The organism is Cryobacterium sp. TMT3-29-2, from assembly GCF_004564305.1.
Lineage (GTDB): Bacteria > Actinomycetota > Actinomycetes > Actinomycetales > Microbacteriaceae > Cryobacterium > Cryobacterium sinapicolor.
The window spans coordinates 61,033-78,277 of the sequence record NZ_SOGK01000028.1; the positions used below are offsets into that span (position 1 = coordinate 61,033).

Consider the following 17,245-nt stretch of genomic DNA (forward strand, 5'->3'; position numbering starts at 1 on the left):
GCCTATGCTGGCCCGCCGGTGCGGCACGCAACTAGACTTGACCGCACACATGTCCGAAGACTCCCTCGCCCCAGCAATCGCGTTCTTCGACGTGGACAACACCCTTCTGCGCGGCGCCAGCCTGTACCACCTCGGAGTGGGCGCCTGGCGGCGGCGACTGGTCACCGGCCGGGACGTGCTCTCCTTCGCCTGGAAGCAGGCCCGATTCCTCTACGTCGGTGAGAACAGGGTGCACCTCGCGAGCATTCGGGAGCGCGCGCTGGAAGTGGTCGTCGGCTACAGCCGGGACGAACTCGTCGCGCTCAGCACGGAGATCGTCGACGCCCGCCTCCTGCAGCGTCTCTGGCCGGAAACGGTCGCCGTCGCCCGCGCTCACGTCAGGGCCGGGCGCGAGGTCTGGCTCGTCTCCGCGACCGCCCAGGAGGTGGCGGACGTCATCGCCGAACGACTGGGTCTCACGGGCGCGCTCGGCACCCGGCTCGAGGCCGTCGACGGCATCTTCACGGGCCGCCTCATCGACGGCGTCTGCCATGGCTCCAGCAAGGCCGTCGCCGCCAACGCGCAGGCCGAGCGCAGCGGCGCCGACCTGGCCGACTGCTGGGCCTACTCCGACTCGCACAACGACATTCCGCTGCTGGACCTCGTCGGCAATCCGGTGGTCGTAAACCCGGATGCGACGCTGCGCCGCTATGCCTCGGCGCGTCACTGGCCGGTGATGATCCTCAAGCGCCGCAGCATCAAGGCCGCCACCCGGGCAAGCAAAAAGCGTTAGACCCAGGGGCCTAACGCTCACGCCGGTAAATATTTCGAGCAGTACAGCTCGGGAACGGTACGGCCCATTCAGCCGTACAGAACCGCCTACTTCTTGTTGCGACGCTGGTGACGAGTCTTACGAAGCAGCTTGCGGTGCTTCTTCTTCGCCATACGCTTGCGTCGCTTCTTGATTACAGAACCCACACGGACCTCACAAAAGAATTGGTTTTGCCGCGGGATTCGCGACAGACACGGTAAATGGCAGTCTACCGGAAAAAGAACACTCTCCTACGCGGTGGTCGCATTCGAGAGCGGGGGCCGCCTGCTATTCGATTTTCCGCCATTTTCGGGGCTTGGCATCTTTGACCGCATGCGCCATCTGGTATGACGTATCCGCGAAGGCCTTCCCAATGGCGGCAGCGAATGCCCGCTGCTCCACCTTCAGGCCCTCGGTCTCCTCGGCCAGCTCCTCGACGGTGGCGTCGAAGTCGACGCTAAGGAAGGGGATCAGCCAATCCTCAATCTCCTCGAGGGGTGCGTAGTCAAGGTGGTAATACCGGTGCTGACCGGCTTCTCTGACCCCCACGAGGCCGGCTTCGCGTAGTACCTTCAGATGCTTGGAGATGGTCGGCTGACTCAATCCGAGCTTGTCGACGATGTCAGACACGCTCAGCTCGCCACCGGCCGTGTTCGACTGGTTGTATCGCTCGAGGAGAATGCGTAGGATTTCGCGTCGGGTCGAATCCGCCACCACGCCGAAGATGTCTGCCATTCCATAAGGCTAGTCATTCCCGGTGAGGGATACCATGGCGACAGACGTTCGTCGCGGGCAAGTCGGAGGTTTCAGTGCACACACGGATGGCGGATTCCGCCTTCGCGCCGCGTCCCACCAGTTGGTACGCCTGGCTCCGCGACTCCGTCGACGGTCTGGTCCGGCGCTCGCCGTCCCGCTTCGCCATCCTCGTTTTCACGGCACTGGTCATGGTGTTCACGCTCCTGTTCTCCCTGCCGATCTCCACCGTGGACCGCACCGTGACCCCGCTGCATGACGCCCTCTTCACCGCCGTGTCGGTGATCTGCGTGACCGGCCTCGCGACCGTGGACATGGCGACGCACTGGTCGGCGTTCGGAAACGTCCTGGTGGTGGTCGGCGTCAATATCGGCGGGGTCGGAGTGTTGACCCTCGCATCCCTGATGGGAATGGTCATCTCCCGGCGCCTGGGCCTGCGTGCCCGGCTGATGGCCGCCAGCGACACGAACCCCTCCCGAATCCATGCCGGACCCGTCAACGAGGGCCAGGCCATTCGCCTGGGCGAGGTCGGAAATCTGCTCGTGACGGTCGCGATCAGCGCCTTGGTGATCGAGTTGGTGGTGACCGCTCTGATCTTCCCGCGGATCCTGGCGGTCGGGACACCCACCGGGGAGGCGCTCTGGCAGAGCGTGTACTACGCCGCCATGGCGTTCACCAACAGTGGCTTCTCCCCCAACGTCGGAGGCCTCACCCCGTTCGCCGGCGACTACTGGTTCCTCAGCTCCCTGATGATGGGAGCGTTCCTCGGCAGCCTGGGATTCCCGGTGATCTACACCCTCGCCCGGGGGTGGCGCAGCCCCCGGCGCTGGTCGCTGCACGTGAAGCTGACCCTCTTCACGACGATGGCACTGCTCGTTGTCGGCGTCGCCTTGTACCTCGTGCTCGAGTTTGACAACCCGAAGACGTTCGGGTCCCTGAGCGCGGGCGACGCGATCTTCCAATCTCTCTTCCTGTCGGTGATGACCCGGTCCGGCGGCTTCGCAACCTTCAACATCAGCGACCTGAACGGTGCGAGCCTGCTCGCCACGGACATGCTGATGTTCATCGGCGGCGGCTCCGCCTCCACCGCGGGCGGCATCAAGGTGACGACCCTGGCCATCCTCTTCCTGGCGGCCTTCGCCGAGGCCGGCGGACGCACCCAGATGGAGGCGTTCGGCCGCCGGATCCCCGGCGACATCCTGCGGCTCGCGGTCAGTGTCGTGCTGTGGGGCGCGACGACCGTGGCCGTGTCCAGCATCCTGATCCTGCAGATCTCCCAGGCGCCGTTGGATCTCGTGCTCTTCGATGTGATCTCCGCGTTCGCCACCTGCGGTCTGTCGACCGGTCTGACCGGCGAGCTGCCTCCCGCCGGAGTCTACGTTCTGGCGGCGACCATGTTCATGGGCAGGATTGGTACAGTGACTCTCGCGGCCGCCCTCGCCGCGAGCCAGAGCAGGCAGCTGTTCTCCCGTCCGGAAGAGAGACCCATCGTTGGCTGACCGCTTCAAACACGACGCACCGGTGCTCGTGATCGGCCTCGGCCGCTTCGGCGCGGCCACCGCAGGGCAGCTCGACCGGCTCGGCCGGGATGTGCTCGCCGTCGACGACAGCGCCGCCCTGGTGCAGAAATGGTCCGAACGCGTCACCCACGCGGTGCAGGCCGACGCCACCTCCATCGAAGCGCTCCGCCAGATCGGCGCCCAGGAATTCTCGATCGCCGTCTGCGCCGTCGGTTCGTCCGTCGAGGCCAGTGTGCTCATCGCGGCGAACCTCGTCGACCTGGGAATCCCCCAGATCTGGGCGAAGGCGATCTCCAAGTCGCACGGCACGATCCTCGAGCGGATCGGCGTGAACCACGTCGTCTACCCGGAGGCCGAGGCAGGCGAACGCCTCGCCCACCTCGTCTCGGGACGACTGCTCGACTTCATCGAGTTCGACGACGACTTCGCCCTGGTCAAGATGATCCCGCCGAAACCGATCCGGGGCCTGAACCTGACCGAATCCGGGCTGCGCCGCAAGTACAACGTCACCGTCGTCGGCGTGAAGAGCCCCGGCCGCCCCTTCACCTACGCCACGGAGAAGACTGTCGTCACCGACCAGGACCTCATCATCGTCTCCGGCACGGAGTCCGACATCGAACGGTTCGCGTCGCTCGAGTTCTAGGACGGACTGAACGCGGGCTAGTTCCCGGCGAGTTCGCGGGCGCGGGCGAGTGCGGCATCCGTCGCCCGGTCGAACAGTTCCTTGAGACCGCCCTTTTCGAGCTCCCAGACGGCGCGCTCGGTGGTTCCGCTGGGGCTCGTGACCTGGCGGCGCAGTTCTGTCGGGGACAGGTCGGATGCCGCCAGCAGGGTGGTCGCACCGAGGAAGGTGCCGTTCACCATGACGGCGGCCTCCTCCGGGGTGAAGCCCTTGGCGATGGCCGTGGCGGTGAGCTGCTCGATCAGGTAGAAGACGTAGGCGGGACCTGACCCCGAGATGGTGCTGAGGGCATCGAGCTTCTCCTCCGGCACCACCAGGACGTCTCCGACCGTGCCGAACAGGGACTGCGCGAGCGCGAGGTCGGTGCCGCTGGACCGCGTGCCGGCACTCAGCCCGGTGACGGCCTTGCCGACGAGGGCCGGCGTGTTCGGCATCGACCGGATGACCGACACGGATTCGGGCAGCAACCCCTCGAACGTGGCGATGGTGACGCCGGCGGCAACACTGATGACGAGCGTGCCGGGTTCCAGGCTGTCGGAGATCTCGGCCAGCAGGTCGGGCACCATGACCGGCTTCACGGCGACGATCACGATGCGAGCGCCGGCGATGGCCTTGAGGTTCGCAAACGGCTCGTCGGCGGTGGCCCAGGCGGTCACGCCCGGGATTCCCGCGAGTTCCCCGGCCTTCGCGGTGGAGCGGTTGGTCGCCCGGATGCCGCCCTCCACGGTCACGTTCGGGTTCAGCAGTCCGGTCAGAACGGCCCTGGCCATCGATCCGGCGCCGAGGAAGGCGATGGTGGGAAGTGTGGTGGTGGCAGTCGAAGTCATCCGTTGAGTCTACTTTCGGGCCCCTGCATGGGGTCCGTTCGATGCGCGATCTAGGATTGCCCCATGAGCAATTCGGGCGGAAACAAGGCAATCGTGGCGGCACTTCTCGCCAATCTGGGGATCGCGATCACGAAATTCGTGGCCTGGGCCTTCTCCGGTTCCTCCTCGATGCTCGCCGAGGGCGTGCACTCCCTAGCCGACTCCGGCAACCAGGTGCTTCTACTCGTCGGCGGACGCAAGGCCCGGCAGGCTGCCGACAAGGAGCATCCGTTCGGGTACGGCCGGGAACGCTACGTCTACGCATTCGTGGTGTCGATCATCCTGTTCTCCGTCGGCGGCGTGTTCTCCCTCTACGAGGGCGTGCGGAAGCTGCAGGACCCGCACCCGCTCGAGGTGCCGTGGCTACCCATCGTGGTGCTGCTGGTCGCCATGGGCCTCGAATCCTTCTCACTGCGCACCGCCATCAGGGAATCGAACCTCGTGCGCGGCCAACAGAGCTGGGTGCAGTTCGTGCGGCACGCGAAGGCGCCCGAACTGCCCGTGGTACTGCTCGAAGACGTCGCCGCACTCACCGGGCTGGTCTTCGCCTTCCTCGGCGTCGGCCTCACCATCATCACCGGCGACCCCATCTGGGACGCCGTCGGCACCCTCTTCATCGGCCTGCTGCTCGTGCTGGTCGCCGTCGTGCTCGGCGTTGAGACCAAGAGCTTGCTGGTCGGCGAAGGTGCCGGCAAGGTCGACGCCACAGCCATCGAGCGCGCAATCCTGGCCGGCCCGGAGACGCGCAAGATCATCCACCTCAAGACCCTCTACCTCGGACCGGACGAACTGCTCGTCGCCGCCAAGATCGCCTTCGAGGCCGACAGCCGCTTCTCCGATGTGGCGACGGGCATCGGCGCCGTCGAAGCCCGCATCCGTGAGGCCGTGCCCGCGGCCCGCGTCATCTACCTCGAACCGGACCTGTTCCTCGACCCGAACCGTCGCGCACCGCCCACCGACACCATCGTCATCAAGGGCAGCGAGTGACGCGCACCGCGGTCGTGCTGCGACACGATGACACGATCCACCTCGGCAACCTCGAACCGGTGCTGAGGGAGCACGGCTACTCGATTCGCTACGTCGACACGCTGCGGGAGGACGTGCGCGCCCTCGACCCGCGGGACGCCGACCTCTGGGTCGTGCTCGGCGGCGAGATGGGCGTCTACGAGGCCGACGAGTTCCCCGCGCTGCACGCCGAGATCGAGCAGCTCGAGCAGCGGCTCGGCGCGGCCCGGCCCGTCTTCGGCGTCTGCCTGGGTGCGCAGCTGATGGCCGCCGCCCTGGGCTCCCGCGTCTACCGCGGGCCGACGAACGAGATCGGCTACCGATCCGTGGAGCCTACCGAGGCGGGGGCGGCCTCCCCGCTGCGGCACATCAGCGGCATTCCCCTCTTTCAGTGGCACAGCGACACCTTCGACCTGCCCTCCGGGGTGACCCGGCTCGCCGGCTCGCCCCAGTACGGCAATGAGGCCTTCGGGATCGACAACTGGGCGCTGGCCGTGCAGTTCCACCCGGAGGTCACCGCGGAGATGCACGAGGTCTGGCTGGCTGCCTCGGAGGCGGAGGTGGCCGCCGAAGGCTTCGACCCGGGCGACCTGCGTCGTGACCGCGACCGCTACTCCAAGGGCATGCAGAGCGCGTCCCGGGCGATGTTCAGCGAATGGCTCGACGGGCTGGATCCGCGAAGAACGCCGTGAGCAGTTCCCCGCACTCGTCGGCGTCGACCTCGGCGTAGACCTCGGCGCGGTGATTGAGCCGGCGGTCCCTCAGCACGTCGTAGACGGAGCCGGCGGCGCCGGCCTTCTCGTCCCATGCGCCGAAGACCACGACGGGCACCCGCGCGGCCAGGATCGCGCCCGCGCACATCACGCAGGGCTCCAGCGTGACCACAAGGGTACAGCCGGTCAGATGCCAGTCCCCCAGGGACTCGGCAGCCTGACGGATGGCGACGATCTCGGCGTGGCCGGTGGGATCCTGCAGCGCTTCGCGCTCGTTGCGTCCACGGCCGATCACCTGCCCGGCGGGGTCCAGCACCACCGCACCAACGGGCACATCCCCCGTTGCAAGGGCGGCGCGCGCCTCGATGAGCGCGAACCGCATCCATTCGCTGTGCCGGCGATCGACCTCGCCCATCTCAGTTCCCTTCCCCGACTAGTAGATTGAGCCTATGCGAGTCCACGTAGCCGACCACCCCCTGATCACCCACAAACTCACGGTTCTCCGGGACAAGAACACCCCGTCCCCGATCTTCCGATCCCTCGTCGAAGAGCTGATGACCCTTCTTGCCTACGAGGGGACCCGCGGCGTGCGAGTCGAGGAAGTGACCGTGCAGACCCCGGTCTCCGAGGCCCGCGGCGTGCAGATCAGCAGCCCCAAGCCGCTCGTCGTGCCCATCCTCCGCGCCGGCCTCGGCATGCTCGAGGGCATGGTCAAACTTCTGCCGACCGCAGAGGTTGGTTTCCTCGGCATGGCCCGCAACGAGGAGACCCTCAAACCCACCACCTACGCCGAGCGTCTGCCCGACGACCTCTCCGACCGCCAGTGCTTCGTGCTCGACCCGATGCTGGCCACGGGCGGATCGCTGATCGCCGCCATCCAGTTCCTCTTCGACCGCGGCGCCGTCGACGTCACGGCGATCTGCATCCTCGCCGCGCCCGAGGGTCTCGCCGCGGTCGAGAAGGCGCTCGAGGGCCGCGAAGTGACCATCGTTCTCGGCGCCGTCGACGACAGGCTCGACGAGCACGGCTACATCGTGCCCGGTCTCGGCGACGCCGGCGACCGCCTCTACGGTCTGGTCTAGCCCGGCCGAGCGCTCCCCGCCGGACGGTGAGGCCCGCAGGTCCTGCGACCCGCCGGGCGCCCGAGCCGAACAAATTCAAGAATCTTTGATCAAGTCAAGTTTCATCATGCAATCTTTCACGATTCCGTGATCTGCGGCGGATCCTCCGATCCGCCGCAGAGTCACCGAACGTGATGCGCGTCACACCGCGTCATCCGTGGTCACAGAATTGACACACGCCGTAACAGTGGGCTTTACTCGCAACTATGACAACGAGCGCACGCCCCCAGACCTCCTTCGAGGCCCCCGGGACTGCCGGCATGATGATGCCCGGCAGCTGCTCCGCGTGTTGCCGAATGTCCCGCTGACCTAGCGACCACATCGTCGAGATCCCGCCCCGCTGACGTCCCGCGGCCGGCCGGTCGAACTCCGTAAGTCACTCCGACTTCCTCCAGGCCTCTCACCGGCCGAACTTCTACGAACCTGGAACCGCCCGTCGGCGGCGGGTTCATCTGCAGCATCCCAGCCAAGGATCACTCCCATGTCGCTTGCCCACATTGACACCGCCCGCTCGATTCAGGCCGCACGCCTCGAACGCCAGGCCGCCCCGACCCCCGCAGCGCCCCGCATCCGCGCCGTGCCCGACGGCACCCAGGCCCGCGGCTTCGTACTCTACGTCGGCATCGACGAGGCCACTGCCGCCGCGGCCGGCACCAGCCTCAGCCGCATCGTCGAGGCGCTCAAGACCTTGACCGGCACCATCGCACCGACGGCGGAAACCCACGCCGCGGTCGCACTGGCCCCCGCCGGAGCCGGAGGCCGCGACGTCGACGTCGTTCGTCTCGCCCTGCAGGACCCGACCGCGCTGGCCCGGCACCGCACCGTGGCGGAGAACCCGGACCGCGCACCCGGCGGCGTTGTGGTGGACATCTCCCGCAAGCGCGTCATCCTCGATGGCGAGACCGCGGCGCTGACCTATAAGGAATTCGAACTGCTGCAGTACCTCGTGCTGCGGGAAGGCCGCACCATCGAGCGCGCGGAACTGATCGCCAAGCTGTGGAACGCCTCCGACGAAGAGGAGGCCCCGAACGAGCGCACCATCGACGTCCACGTGCGCCGCCTGCGCGCCAAGCTCGGCCGCTACGAAGACATCGTGCGCACCGTGCGCGGCGTCGGCTATCGCTTCGACCGGCACGCCGACGTGTCGATCCGCCAGTCGAGCACACCCAGCCCGGACGTCTTCTAGACAGCGTCGCATCTCCGTCGAACCAATTCGACGGAGATTCTCTCTCCTCAGCGGGTTTTCGAGTGATTCTGGTGCATTTTCACCACAATCTCCGTCGAATTCGCTCGGGCCGGGGGCCCGGGCATGACAGAGGGCCGGTCGTAGTAGCTACGACCGGCCCTCCTCCCTTGCACCAAGAGTGTCCTGCAATCACATTTCGCGCCTTCCGCCACAGCAAACGGTTGACGCACTCCGAATATATAACGAACGCGTAACGAAGCGCTAGTTATCTGTTCGTTATTTTTCTGCCAATTCGCCACGAGCGAATGAGGCGGCACGGGGCGGAGTCCCTATTCTTGAAGATCAAGGATGTGTGGAGGAAGCGTGACCGATCGAGCCGTGGCAGTGGCCGCCTGGGAGTCGCTGTTTCGCGCGCAGGTCGCCATCATGCGTAGCCTCGCCGCCGATTTCCCGACTCATCAGATCTCGTTCAACGAGTACGACGTGATGTTCAACCTGTCCCGGGCCCCTGAGCGGCGCCTGCGGCTCCGGGACCTGAACCGACACGTGTTGCTCACCCAGCCGAGCGTGAGCCGCCTGGTCGATCGACTGGCCGTTCGGGGCTATGTGCAGAAGCACACCGACCCCACCGATGGCCGCGGCGCCCTGATCGAACTGACGGATGCCGGTTACGACCTGTTCCGACGGGTCGCACTGCAGCATATGGGCACCATCACCGACCGCATCGGCGACAAGCTCAGCACCGACGAGCTCACGGATCTCACCGCCCTCTGCGATCGCCTGCGCTGTGAGGACTGACGCGCGCCATCCTCATCCGCCCGCCCCTGCGTCCCCTGTGCAGGCCGAACGGTCAGGCGTACGGTGAGCGCGAGGAGGTGATTCCCATGCATGCAGCGCAGGGAGACCGGATCATCATTCGAGGGAAGACGGTGGAGGCACCGGACCGGCACGGCGAGATCATGGAGGTTCGCGGACCGAACGGCGAACCGCCCTATCTCGTGCGGTTCAGCGAGGGCCACGAAAGCGTCGTGTTCCCCGGTACCGACTTCATGGTCGAGCACATCGCGGCCAAGTAGGCACCAGGGAGCCGCGCAGGGAAGCACAGGCCCGTCCCCCAAGTCAAGGGGGTACTGCCCGGATGCGACCTGAGTTAACTTCGAGTAACGCGTTGCAGATCGTGGCGGGTACGAGAACAGGAGCCTCAGCCATGAGAATCACGTGTCCCTTTTGTCATTCCGCAGCTCGCCTCACGCCGAACCCGGCTCACGCCGAGCACCTCACCCTCCCGGTCTACGTGCTGACCTGTTCCGGCTGCGATCGCACCAACGTGCGCCGCGAGTCGGCACACCAGCCGCGAAAGATCCTGGCGGTCCGCTAGAGCCAGGTCCGTCAGAGACTCTGGCGACAGGCCCCCGGTCAGTACTTCCCGGTCAGCGTGGACCTATCACAAAACCCCCGCAATCGTGACGATTGCGGGGGTTTTTCACCTGTGCGCCCGAAGGGATTCGAACCCCCAACCTTCTGATCCGTAGTCAGATGCTCTATCCGTTGAGCTACGAGCGCAGGCTGCCACCGAACTAAGCGCTCTATGACAACTTGAAAACTATAACAGCTATTCGGGGGGCTCCGGTGCGGCAAGGCCGGCGGGGGTGCGGATTCCGAGCCAGGAGACGGCCCCGCCGGCGAACATCAGGACCGCCACGACCACCATCACGCGCTGGAATCCGGTCACGTCGAGCGTGCCGCCGATGATCGTTCCGGCCAGGGCCACCGCAATCAGCCCGGCCACCCGGGCTACGGCGTTGTTGACGGCCGACCCGATCCCGGCCTGCTCGGAAGGGATCGAGCCCAGCACGGCGGAGGTCAGCGGAGCCACGGTGATGGCCAGGCCGAGGCCGACCACCACGATGGCCGGTACGACCTGAGCCCAGAGGTCGATCGGCGGCACCGCCGCGAGCAACAGCAGGAAACCGAGCCCCGCGACGACCGGGCCGACGGCCATGAACATCCGTGGGCCGTAGCGGCCGGCCAGAGTGCCGAACAGGGTCGCGAAGAGCAGAAGCATGACGGTCGCCGGGATCCCCGCGAATCCGGCTGCGGTCGCCGAGAAGCCGCCGACCTGCTGCAGGTAGAGCGTGAAGACGAAGAAGCCGAGGTTGAGGGCCGCGTAGACGCCGACCGTGGCGAGGTTACCCACCCCGAAGTTGCGGTTCGTGAACAGGCCGAGGGGCATCATCGGATGCGGCGCGCGCGCCTCCCACCAGAGGAACCCCGCGAAGGCCAGCAGCCCCACGACGAAGGGCACGAACACGACCGGGCTTGCCCAGCCCAGCCGACCCTGCTCGATCAGGGCGAAAACCGGCCCGCCGAGCCCGATCGCGGCCAGGCCGGCGCCCCACACGTCAACGGGGGCCACCGGGCGGGTGCGCACGGGCTCGTCCAGGCCGGCCAGCAGCACCAGGGTGATCGCGATCGGGATCACGTTCATCCCGAAGAGGAGCCGCCAGCTCGCCGTGTCCACCAGGATGCCGCCGAGCACCGGGCCCATGATTCCTGCGATCCCCGTCCAGCCCGTCCAGGCACCGATCGCCCGGCCCTGTGCCGCCCCCGAGAAGGTGGAGGTGATCAACGCCAGGGAGCTCGGCACCAGCAGTGCCGCCGCCACGCCCTGCAGCACCCGGGCGAGCACGAGCGCGCTCCCCCAGGGTGCCACCATGCAGGCCAGCGACGTGATACCGAACCAGACCAGCCCGATCCGGAGCACCCGCACCCGGCCGAACGTGTCCGAGAGAGACCCGGCCACGAGGATCAGGGCACCCAGCGAGAGCAGATAGCCGTCGACCACCCACTGCTGCAGCACGAGACCGCCGCCGAGTTCCCGCGAGATCGCCGGCAGCGCCACCGTGACGATGGAGCCGTCCAGGAAGGCCACGAACGACGCCAGAATGGCCACGATCAGAACTCGGCGCTCTCGGGTGATCACTCTCCCAGTTAACCCGATCGAGGCCAGATCCGAGGCCCTAGCCGGCATCTGGGGCCGGTGCAAAACTGACGCCATGACCGCGACCCGCAACACCCAGGCATCCTTCGAATACGCCGGCCTTCGGGCCCTGTTCATCAATTGCACCCTTAAACGAAGCCCCGAAATCAGCCACACACAGGGCCTGATGAACCTCAGCATCAACCTGATGCACGAGCAGGGCGTCCACGTCGAGAACATCCGGGCCATCGACCACGACATCGCCTCGGGCGTCTACCCCGACATGACCGAACACGGCTGGGCGACGGATGCCTGGCCCGCGTTGTTCGACAAGGTGCGCACCTCCGACATCGTCGTGATCGGCGGTCCGATCTGGCTCGGCGACAACGGCTCTGTCACCAAGCGGGTGATCGAACGGCTCTATGCCATGTCGGGGGAGCTGAACGACAAGGGTCAGTACGTCTACTACGGCAAGGTGGGCGGGGCCGTGATCACCGGCAACGAAGACGGCGTGAAGCACTGCGCGTCGAACGTGCTCTACAGCCTGCAGCACATCGGCTTCACGATCCCCCCGGCGGCGGACGCCGGCTGGATCGGTGCCATCGGGCCAGGGCCGAGCTACCTGGACCCGGGCTCCGGCGGGCCGGAGAGCGAGTTCACCAACCGCAACCTCACCTTCATGACCTGGAACCTGATGCACCTGGCCGCGATCCTGAAGGCCAACGGCGGCATCCCTGCGTACGGGAACCTCCTCGGGGCGTGGGACCAGGGCGAGCGGTCCGGATTCCAGCCGAATCCGGAGTACCGGTAGCGGCGCCCACGCGCCGGAAGTGAGGACACCATGACCGTGACCCTGCCCGAGGTGGTGCCGACCTCTCCGCGGAGCCGGTTGGACGTGCGGGTCACAGGCGGGATCGTACGCGGGGTGGATGCCGAACGGATCCTGGCCTGGCGCGGCATCCCCTACGCCGCGCCGCCCGTGGGCGACCTGCGGTTCCGGGCCCCGCAGCCGGTCGTGCCGTGGGAGGGCGTTCGGGACGCCTCCCGGTTCGGCCGGGTGGCCCCGCAGCCCTACAAAAGCCAGTTCAAGGGTGCCCGGCCGCGCGTGCCGGCCGGTGAGGACTGCCTGAGCGTCAACGTGCTACGGCCGGCGACGGCGACGCGCAAACGGCTGGGACGCCCGGTGATGGTTTTCATCCACGGCGGCGGCTACAGTGTGGGCTCCTCGCAGGATTTCACCGGCCGCGGAGAGAGCTTCGTGCGCACCGGCCGGGTGGTCTACGTCAGTTTCAACTACCGGCTGGGTGCCCTCGGCTACCTCGACTTCTCCCGGTATTCGACACCGGAGCGGCCCCTCGAGAGCAATCTTGGGCTGCGCGACCAGGTCGCAGCCCTCCGGTGGGTGCACGAGAACATCCGTGCCTTCGGGGGCAACCCCCACAATGTGACCGTCTTCGGGGAATCCGCCGGCGCCAACGCGGTGCTCCACCTGATGGCGACGCCTGCCGCCGAGGGGCTGTTCACCCGCGCCATCGCGCAGAGTCCCCCGACCAGCGCGTCGTTCTCGCACTTACTGACCGACGGCTGGGCCGCCGAATTCGTGGCGGAGCTGCGCTCCCAGCGGCCGGACGCCTCAGCCCTGTCGCCCAACGACCTGCTGACCAGCGGCGCGGTGGCCGACCTGACCCGGGCGTCCGTGGCGTTGCAGGCGCGCACGCCGGATGCCAACCCGGGCACCTTCTGTCTGATCCCGGTGATCGACGGAGATTTCCTGCCCGAGCGGCCGCTCGACGCCTTCCGGCACGGGACCGCGCACCGGGTGCCGCTGATCATCGGCACCAACGAGCGGGAGGGGTCGTTGTTCCGAGGACGGGTGGACATCCTGCCGAAGTCGCCGATGCGCATCGCGGCGATCTTCGACCACGCCCCGGTGAGCTCGCACGATGCGATGCGCACGGTCTACGCCACCCTCCCGGCGAAACGGTCGTCATCGGACTTCGGCGGGGATTTCGTGTTCTGGTATCCGAGCCTGCAGATCGGCGACTTCCATTCCCGGGCCGCACCGGTCTACGCGTACCGGTTCGACCTGGCGCCGCGGCTCATGCACATGCTGGGCATCGGCGCCACCCACGGCATCGAGCTGTTCGCCCTGTTCGACCACGTCGACGGCCCCACGGCCCGCGCAATGAGCCTGCTCGGTGGGCGCGAACTCTTCATCAACGCGGGCGAACGGATGCGGCTGCACTGGCTGCGCTTCGCCTGCACCGGCCGGCCCGACGACAGCTGGCCGACCTACACGGAGTCCGATCGGCTGACTCTGATCATCGACGAGACCGATCGCATCGAGTCTGATCCCCGCGGGGAGCGGCGCGCCGTCTGGCAGGAGTTCCTACCGAACTTCTAGTCGGGGGCGCCGGCCGGGGAGGGCGGTGCGGTGCGGCTACTCGTTCACGAGCACGGGAACGCCGAGGGCCACCGAGGCCGCCTGCCCGGCCAGCGGGGCCGGGACCTCGATCCGGAAGGTCACCCGTTCGTCCGGGGCTGCCGCATGGCCGGACGACGCGATGGTCGTCGCGAGGTGGTACACGAAACGATCGGAGCCGAGCAGCATCCCCTGCTGGTCGTAGAAGCCCGCGAGAACCTGCCGGTCGAGCACCTCGCTCACATCACTGGTGACCAGCACGCCCCCGGTGACGGCGGCGCCATCGAAGGCCAGGTCTTCGAGGGAGAACCGGTCATCGAACGGTCCGGCCGCCCGCACGATCTCACCGGGGCTCGGTTGGGCCTGGGCAATGCCGGCGAGTTCCGGTTCGCCCGTCGCCGCGGTGAGCCCCGCGAAGGACGCCTGCGGCGTCACGGCGACCGGCGCCGCATCCGTGGCGGCCGGGTTGACGACGGCCAGGGCGACCGTGGCCAGTCCGGCGACCAGCCCCACGAGGAAGACCAGTGCGGCAAGCCGAGGTGATCTGAGTGTCATTCGATTCTCCCGTCGGGCGGTCGGTCTGGCGCGTGGTGCGGAATCGGCTAGCGGATGACGCGCGGGGCGTGTCCGACGATGCCGAACAGGGCGATGTTGTCAGTGGTGCCCTCCAGTTGGTCGGAGCCGGGACCGGACGCGTAGATCGGGACATCCGCACCCGTGTGGTTGCCGGGGAGGTAACTCAACCACAGGCCCGCCTCCGGGGATCCGTCGGTGACACCGGCCGCGTCGGTGGGGATGCGGAAGGTGGCGGGGCCGAAGTTCTTGGCGTCGGCCGCGCCGGTGCCGTTGACGATGCCGGTGGATCGCGCCGAATCGCGCGCGTTGCTCGGCCGGGTCGGCGTCGAGTTGTTGGCGGTGTTGCCACCGTCGACATTGGCCGGGGGTGTCGCTGCCTCGGCGTTGGTGAAGGTGCCCTTTTCTCTGATGTTGAACCCGGCGCATTCGTGGTCAGGCGTGACGATGACCAGAGTGTTGCCGTCGCGCTGGGCGAATTCCTGTGCGATCGCGACGGTATCGTCGAAGGCCTTGATCTCGTCGAGGGTCTGCGCCGCGTCGTTGGCGTGGGAGCGCTTGTCGATCAGGGCGCCTTCGATCTGCAGGCAGAAGCCCTTGTCGCTCTTGTGAGTCTTCTCGGTCTTCTCGCCTCTGGTCTTCGTCTGGCTGAGCAGTTCGATGGCCTTGCTCGTCATCTCCGGCAGGCTCGGCTCCTGCGCCTGAACCGACGAAGGGTTGTCCCGTTTGGACTTCTCGACGGTGAGGATGCCACGGTTGAACAGCCCGAAGACCTTCTGGCCGGTGGCGGCGGCAAGGTCGGCCTTCGTGGCCGTCGTCTGGTTGGCGATCGAACCGAGCACCGAGCAGCCCTGTGCGGTCAGCGCGGCCTCATCGTCGGCATCGAAGCGGCCGAGGCCACCGCCGAGGATCACATCGGCCGTGCCGTTGCGGGCGATCTGGTCGGCGACGGGGGTCACCCGCACGTCGTTCGTGGGCAGGGCCGCACCGGTCACCGCGAGGTCCTGGCAGGCCGCATCCGAATAGACCGGCCCCTGGCAGCCCCTGGCGAGTACGTGACTCATCTGGCCGGCCGGGGTGGCGTCGGTGATCTCCGCGGTGGACACATTGCCCGTGCGGTAGCCGGCCTTCTTGGCGAGTTCCATCATCGTGGGCACGATGGCACCTTTGGCATCGACGCCGAGGGCCGCGTTGTAGGTCTTGACGCCGAAGGCCCCCGCGGTCGCGGCCGAGGCGGAGTCCGTGACGGGGTTGGGGCGGAAATCGGGCTGGCCGGAGAGTTTCTCCACCGCATAGGTGCTCACATAGCCCTGCGCCGCCAGAGTCTCCATCGACAGCTTCCCGTCCGACCCGTAGAAGCGCTCCCGGGCGGCGGTGACGTGAGTGCGCACCATGCCGTCCCCGAGCAAGTAGATGACGTTCTTCGCCCGGCCCTCGTCGTCGTCAGCGGAGGCCGAGAGGGAGGTCCCGACCAGGCCGGTGAGGGTGGCGGTGGCCGCGAGAGCCACCACCAGGGTGGTGGCGGCCAGCGCCGAGCGTGGACGTCGCATGCGGTTCTCCTGAAGTGGGGACAACGAGAGTGACAGCTTCTGTTGCCACCCTCGGACCTTCGGAGTCTCGAGTGCCCCCCGAATGGCCGCCGGGTGAACACCCCGTCTGGCGGCTCGGTTCGGTGGCCGCGCGTGCCGAACCCCGGCGCGCCGCCCGCCCCGCCACTGCCGCGCCCGCTCCCGGCCGAACGAATTCGACGGAGACTTTGCTCAAAATCGGCCCGAAACATCCGTTCCAGTTCCATATCGGTAAAATCTCCGTCGAATTCGTTAGGGGCTCGGGACTTTGTCTCGCACGGCGACGGATGGACCTGGTCGCCCCGGCCCACGGGCCCGCCGCGAACAAATCAGGTTCGATATATCTTTATAAGTCTTGACTCTAGATTAGAACACGTTTACTATAGTGGTATGGCAGGAGCCCCCACTCCGCACCACCCCACCACCTCACCGCAGGCGGTGGCTTCCAACGTGCAACAGCCCCTTGTGCAGCTGCCCCTCGTGCAACAGCCCCTCGTGCAGCTGCCCCTTGTGCAGCGACTGCAGCAGGCGCGTGATCTGGCCGCGTCCGTGCTTGATTCGGTCGCCTTCTCTCTTTTGAGTGAGGCGGAGGCGATGGCGGTGCTCGGCACGGTCGAAGACCTCGGCCGTAGGGTCGATGCTGCCAGGGTTGCATCCGCTGCCGACATTGCGGTGCGGTCTCGGCGCATCCTCGGGAATGAGTCCCTCGCGTACAAGAACGGGGCGACCAATGGAACGGACCTGATCACCCGCCTGACCCGTGTTTCCTCGCGGGAGGCGAACCGGCGGGTGCGCCTGGGCGAGAATGTCACCCTGCGTCTGGCCGGCACCAGCATGCTGCCGCCGTATTACCCGGCCGTGGCGGCTGCCCTCACCGCCGGTTCGCTTGGTGTGGACGCTGCCGAGCACATCGTCACTGCCCTCGACACTGTTGCCGCCCGGGTCGCTCCGGACGACCTGGGCACCGCGGAGCGTGCCCTGGTGGCCAGTGCGACGGGTGCGATCACCGACGAAACGAGCGGGCTCCCCGGTGAGGGGTTCGCGTTCCCCGCGGATCTGGTGCGGG

At 67.2% G+C, this 17,245-nt stretch carries 19 protein-coding genes and 1 tRNA gene; 12 read left to right on the top strand and 8 right to left on the bottom strand.

What is annotated here, in order from left to right:
• Nucleotides 1-49 precede the first annotated feature (49 nt).
• Entirely contained in the window at nt 50-772 is a 723-nt protein-coding gene (locus E3O67_RS03795; RefSeq protein ID WP_134430763.1) for an HAD family phosphatase, read from the top strand.
• Between the two features lie 86 nt (nt 773-858).
• On the opposite strand, the gene E3O67_RS03800 is transcribed toward E3O67_RS03795, so the two are convergent.
• Both E3O67_RS03800 and E3O67_RS03805 read right to left on the bottom strand, forming a co-directional pair.
• Nucleotides 859-957: a 30S ribosomal protein bS22 gene (locus E3O67_RS03800; protein WP_003792170.1), complete on the bottom strand. Its 99-nt coding sequence runs from the start codon at nt 955-957 to the stop codon at nt 859-861.
• 121 nt (nt 958-1,078) lie between these two features.
• A complete protein-coding gene (locus E3O67_RS03805; protein ID WP_134430760.1) occupies nt 1,079-1,525 on the bottom strand; it encodes a helix-turn-helix transcriptional regulator in 447 nt (148 codons plus the stop codon).
• 86 nt (nt 1,526-1,611) lie between these two features.
• On the opposite strand from E3O67_RS03805, the gene E3O67_RS03810 reads away from it, so the two are divergent.
• Both E3O67_RS03810 and E3O67_RS03815 read left to right on the top strand, forming a co-directional pair.
• Nucleotides 1,612-3,042, top strand: coding sequence for a TrkH family potassium uptake protein (locus E3O67_RS03810; protein ID WP_134430757.1), 1,431 nt, complete (start codon nt 1,612-1,614; stop codon nt 3,040-3,042).
• A complete protein-coding gene (locus tag E3O67_RS03815) occupies nt 3,035-3,706 on the top strand; it encodes a TrkA family potassium uptake protein (RefSeq protein WP_134430755.1) in 672 nt (223 codons plus the stop codon). The genes E3O67_RS03810 and E3O67_RS03815 overlap by 8 nt, the downstream gene beginning before the upstream one ends.
• A 17-nt stretch (nt 3,707-3,723) precedes the next feature.
• Here the strand turns inward: E3O67_RS03815 and proC are convergent, their stop codons facing one another.
• The gene (gene proC, locus E3O67_RS03820; RefSeq protein ID WP_135101898.1) at nt 3,724-4,572 is read right to left on the bottom strand and encodes a pyrroline-5-carboxylate reductase; all 849 of its coding nucleotides are present in this window, start codon (nt 4,570-4,572) and stop codon (nt 3,724-3,726) included.
• Between the two features lie 63 nt (nt 4,573-4,635).
• Here proC and E3O67_RS03825 point away from each other — a divergent pair, with 63 nt between their 5' ends.
• Nucleotides 4,636-5,598, top strand: a complete 963-nt coding sequence (locus E3O67_RS03825; protein ID WP_134430750.1) for a cation diffusion facilitator family transporter — start codon at nt 4,636-4,638, stop codon at nt 5,596-5,598.
• Complete coding sequence (locus E3O67_RS03830; protein ID WP_135101901.1) at nt 5,595-6,308, top strand: glutamine amidotransferase; 714 nt, start codon at nt 5,595-5,597, stop codon at nt 6,306-6,308. The genes E3O67_RS03825 and E3O67_RS03830 overlap by 4 nt, the downstream gene beginning before the upstream one ends.
• On the opposite strand, the gene tadA is transcribed toward E3O67_RS03830, so the two are convergent.
• Nucleotides 6,265-6,744 carry a tRNA adenosine(34) deaminase TadA gene (gene tadA / locus E3O67_RS03835; RefSeq protein ID WP_198417194.1) on the bottom strand — a complete coding sequence of 160 codons (480 nt, stop codon included), beginning with the start codon at nt 6,742-6,744 and terminating at the stop codon, nt 6,265-6,267. The genes E3O67_RS03830 and tadA overlap by 44 nt on opposite strands.
• Before the next feature lie 34 nt (nt 6,745-6,778).
• Here tadA and upp point away from each other — a divergent pair, with 34 nt between their 5' ends.
• The 4 genes from upp (at nt 6,779) to E3O67_RS03855 (ending at nt 9,712) form a co-directional block, all read left to right on the top strand.
• Nucleotides 6,779-7,411 carry a uracil phosphoribosyltransferase gene (gene upp / locus E3O67_RS03840; RefSeq protein WP_134430744.1) on the top strand — a complete coding sequence of 211 codons (633 nt, stop codon included), beginning with the start codon at nt 6,779-6,781 and terminating at the stop codon, nt 7,409-7,411.
• A gap of 520 nt (nt 7,412-7,931) precedes the next feature.
• Entirely contained in the window at nt 7,932-8,636 is a 705-nt protein-coding gene (locus tag E3O67_RS03845) for a winged helix-turn-helix domain-containing protein (protein WP_135101903.1), read from the top strand.
• 348 nt (nt 8,637-8,984) lie between these two features.
• On the top strand, nt 8,985-9,434 hold the full coding sequence (locus E3O67_RS03850) for a MarR family winged helix-turn-helix transcriptional regulator (RefSeq protein WP_134430738.1): 450 nt from the start codon (nt 8,985-8,987) through the stop codon (nt 9,432-9,434).
• An 86-nt stretch (nt 9,435-9,520) separates the two neighbouring features.
• Nucleotides 9,521-9,712, top strand: a complete 192-nt coding sequence (locus E3O67_RS03855) for a DUF1918 domain-containing protein (RefSeq protein WP_134430735.1) — start codon at nt 9,521-9,523, stop codon at nt 9,710-9,712.
• A 414-nt stretch (nt 9,713-10,126) separates the two neighbouring features.
• Here E3O67_RS03855 and E3O67_RS03860 read toward each other — a convergent pair.
• Together E3O67_RS03860 and E3O67_RS03865 are read right to left on the bottom strand one after the other, a co-directional pair.
• Nucleotides 10,127-10,199: transfer RNA gene (locus E3O67_RS03860), tRNA-Arg, on the bottom strand.
• Between the two features lie 49 nt (nt 10,200-10,248).
• Complete coding sequence (locus E3O67_RS03865) at nt 10,249-11,667, bottom strand: MFS transporter (protein ID WP_134430860.1); 1,419 nt, start codon at nt 11,665-11,667, stop codon at nt 10,249-10,251.
• A gap of 25 nt (nt 11,668-11,692) precedes the next feature.
• On the opposite strand from E3O67_RS03865, the gene E3O67_RS03870 reads away from it, so the two are divergent.
• Nucleotides 11,693-12,427 carry a flavodoxin family protein gene (locus E3O67_RS03870; protein WP_134430732.1) on the top strand — a complete coding sequence of 245 codons (735 nt, stop codon included), beginning with the start codon at nt 11,693-11,695 and terminating at the stop codon, nt 12,425-12,427.
• Nucleotides 12,428-12,457: 30 nt separating this feature from the next.
• A complete protein-coding gene (locus E3O67_RS03875; RefSeq protein WP_135101905.1) occupies nt 12,458-14,020 on the top strand; it encodes a carboxylesterase/lipase family protein in 1,563 nt (520 codons plus the stop codon).
• A 36-nt stretch (nt 14,021-14,056) separates the two neighbouring features.
• On the opposite strand, the gene E3O67_RS03880 is transcribed toward E3O67_RS03875, so the two are convergent.
• The gene (locus tag E3O67_RS03880) at nt 14,057-14,593 is read right to left on the bottom strand and encodes a hypothetical protein (protein ID WP_167726451.1); all 537 of its coding nucleotides are present in this window, start codon (nt 14,591-14,593) and stop codon (nt 14,057-14,059) included.
• A 47-nt stretch (nt 14,594-14,640) separates the two neighbouring features.
• Nucleotides 14,641-16,161, bottom strand: coding sequence for an alkaline phosphatase (locus E3O67_RS03890; protein ID WP_135101911.1), 1,521 nt, complete (start codon nt 16,159-16,161; stop codon nt 14,641-14,643).
• 408 nt (nt 16,162-16,569) lie between these two features.
• Between E3O67_RS03890 and E3O67_RS03895 the strand changes: the two genes are divergently transcribed.
• A partial coding sequence (locus tag E3O67_RS03895; protein ID WP_135101913.1) for a DUF222 domain-containing protein occupies nt 16,570-17,245 on the top strand: 676 nt, incomplete at its 3' end.

Coding starts and splice junctions, on each gene's coding strand:
- E3O67_RS03795 (WP_134430763.1), top strand. CDS start 50: ATGTCCGAAGACTCCCTCGCCCCAGCAATCGCGTTCTTCGACGTGGAC.
- E3O67_RS03805 (WP_134430760.1), bottom strand. CDS start 1,525: ATGGCAGACATCTTCGGCGTGGTGGCGGATTCGACCCGACGCGAAATC.
- E3O67_RS03810 (WP_134430757.1), top strand. CDS start 1,612: ATGGCGGATTCCGCCTTCGCGCCGCGTCCCACCAGTTGGTACGCCTGG.
- proC (WP_135101898.1), bottom strand. CDS start 4,572: ATGACTTCGACTGCCACCACCACACTTCCCACCATCGCCTTCCTCGGC.
- E3O67_RS03825 (WP_134430750.1), top strand. CDS start 4,636: ATGAGCAATTCGGGCGGAAACAAGGCAATCGTGGCGGCACTTCTCGCC.
- tadA (WP_198417194.1), bottom strand. CDS start 6,744: ATGGGCGAGGTCGATCGCCGGCACAGCGAATGGATGCGGTTCGCGCTC.
- upp (WP_134430744.1), top strand. CDS start 6,779: ATGCGAGTCCACGTAGCCGACCACCCCCTGATCACCCACAAACTCACG.
- E3O67_RS03845 (WP_135101903.1), top strand. CDS start 7,932: ATGTCGCTTGCCCACATTGACACCGCCCGCTCGATTCAGGCCGCACGC.
- E3O67_RS03850 (WP_134430738.1), top strand. CDS start 8,985: ATGTGTGGAGGAAGCGTGACCGATCGAGCCGTGGCAGTGGCCGCCTGG.
- E3O67_RS03855 (WP_134430735.1), top strand. CDS start 9,521: ATGCATGCAGCGCAGGGAGACCGGATCATCATTCGAGGGAAGACGGTG.
- E3O67_RS03865 (WP_134430860.1), bottom strand. CDS start 11,667: ATGCCGGCTAGGGCCTCGGATCTGGCCTCGATCGGGTTAACTGGGAGA.
- E3O67_RS03870 (WP_134430732.1), top strand. CDS start 11,693: ATGACCGCGACCCGCAACACCCAGGCATCCTTCGAATACGCCGGCCTT.
- E3O67_RS03875 (WP_135101905.1), top strand. CDS start 12,458: ATGACCGTGACCCTGCCCGAGGTGGTGCCGACCTCTCCGCGGAGCCGG.
- E3O67_RS03880 (WP_167726451.1), bottom strand. CDS start 14,593: ATGACACTCAGATCACCTCGGCTTGCCGCACTGGTCTTCCTCGTGGGG.
- E3O67_RS03890 (WP_135101911.1), bottom strand. CDS start 16,161: ATGCGACGTCCACGCTCGGCGCTGGCCGCCACCACCCTGGTGGTGGCT.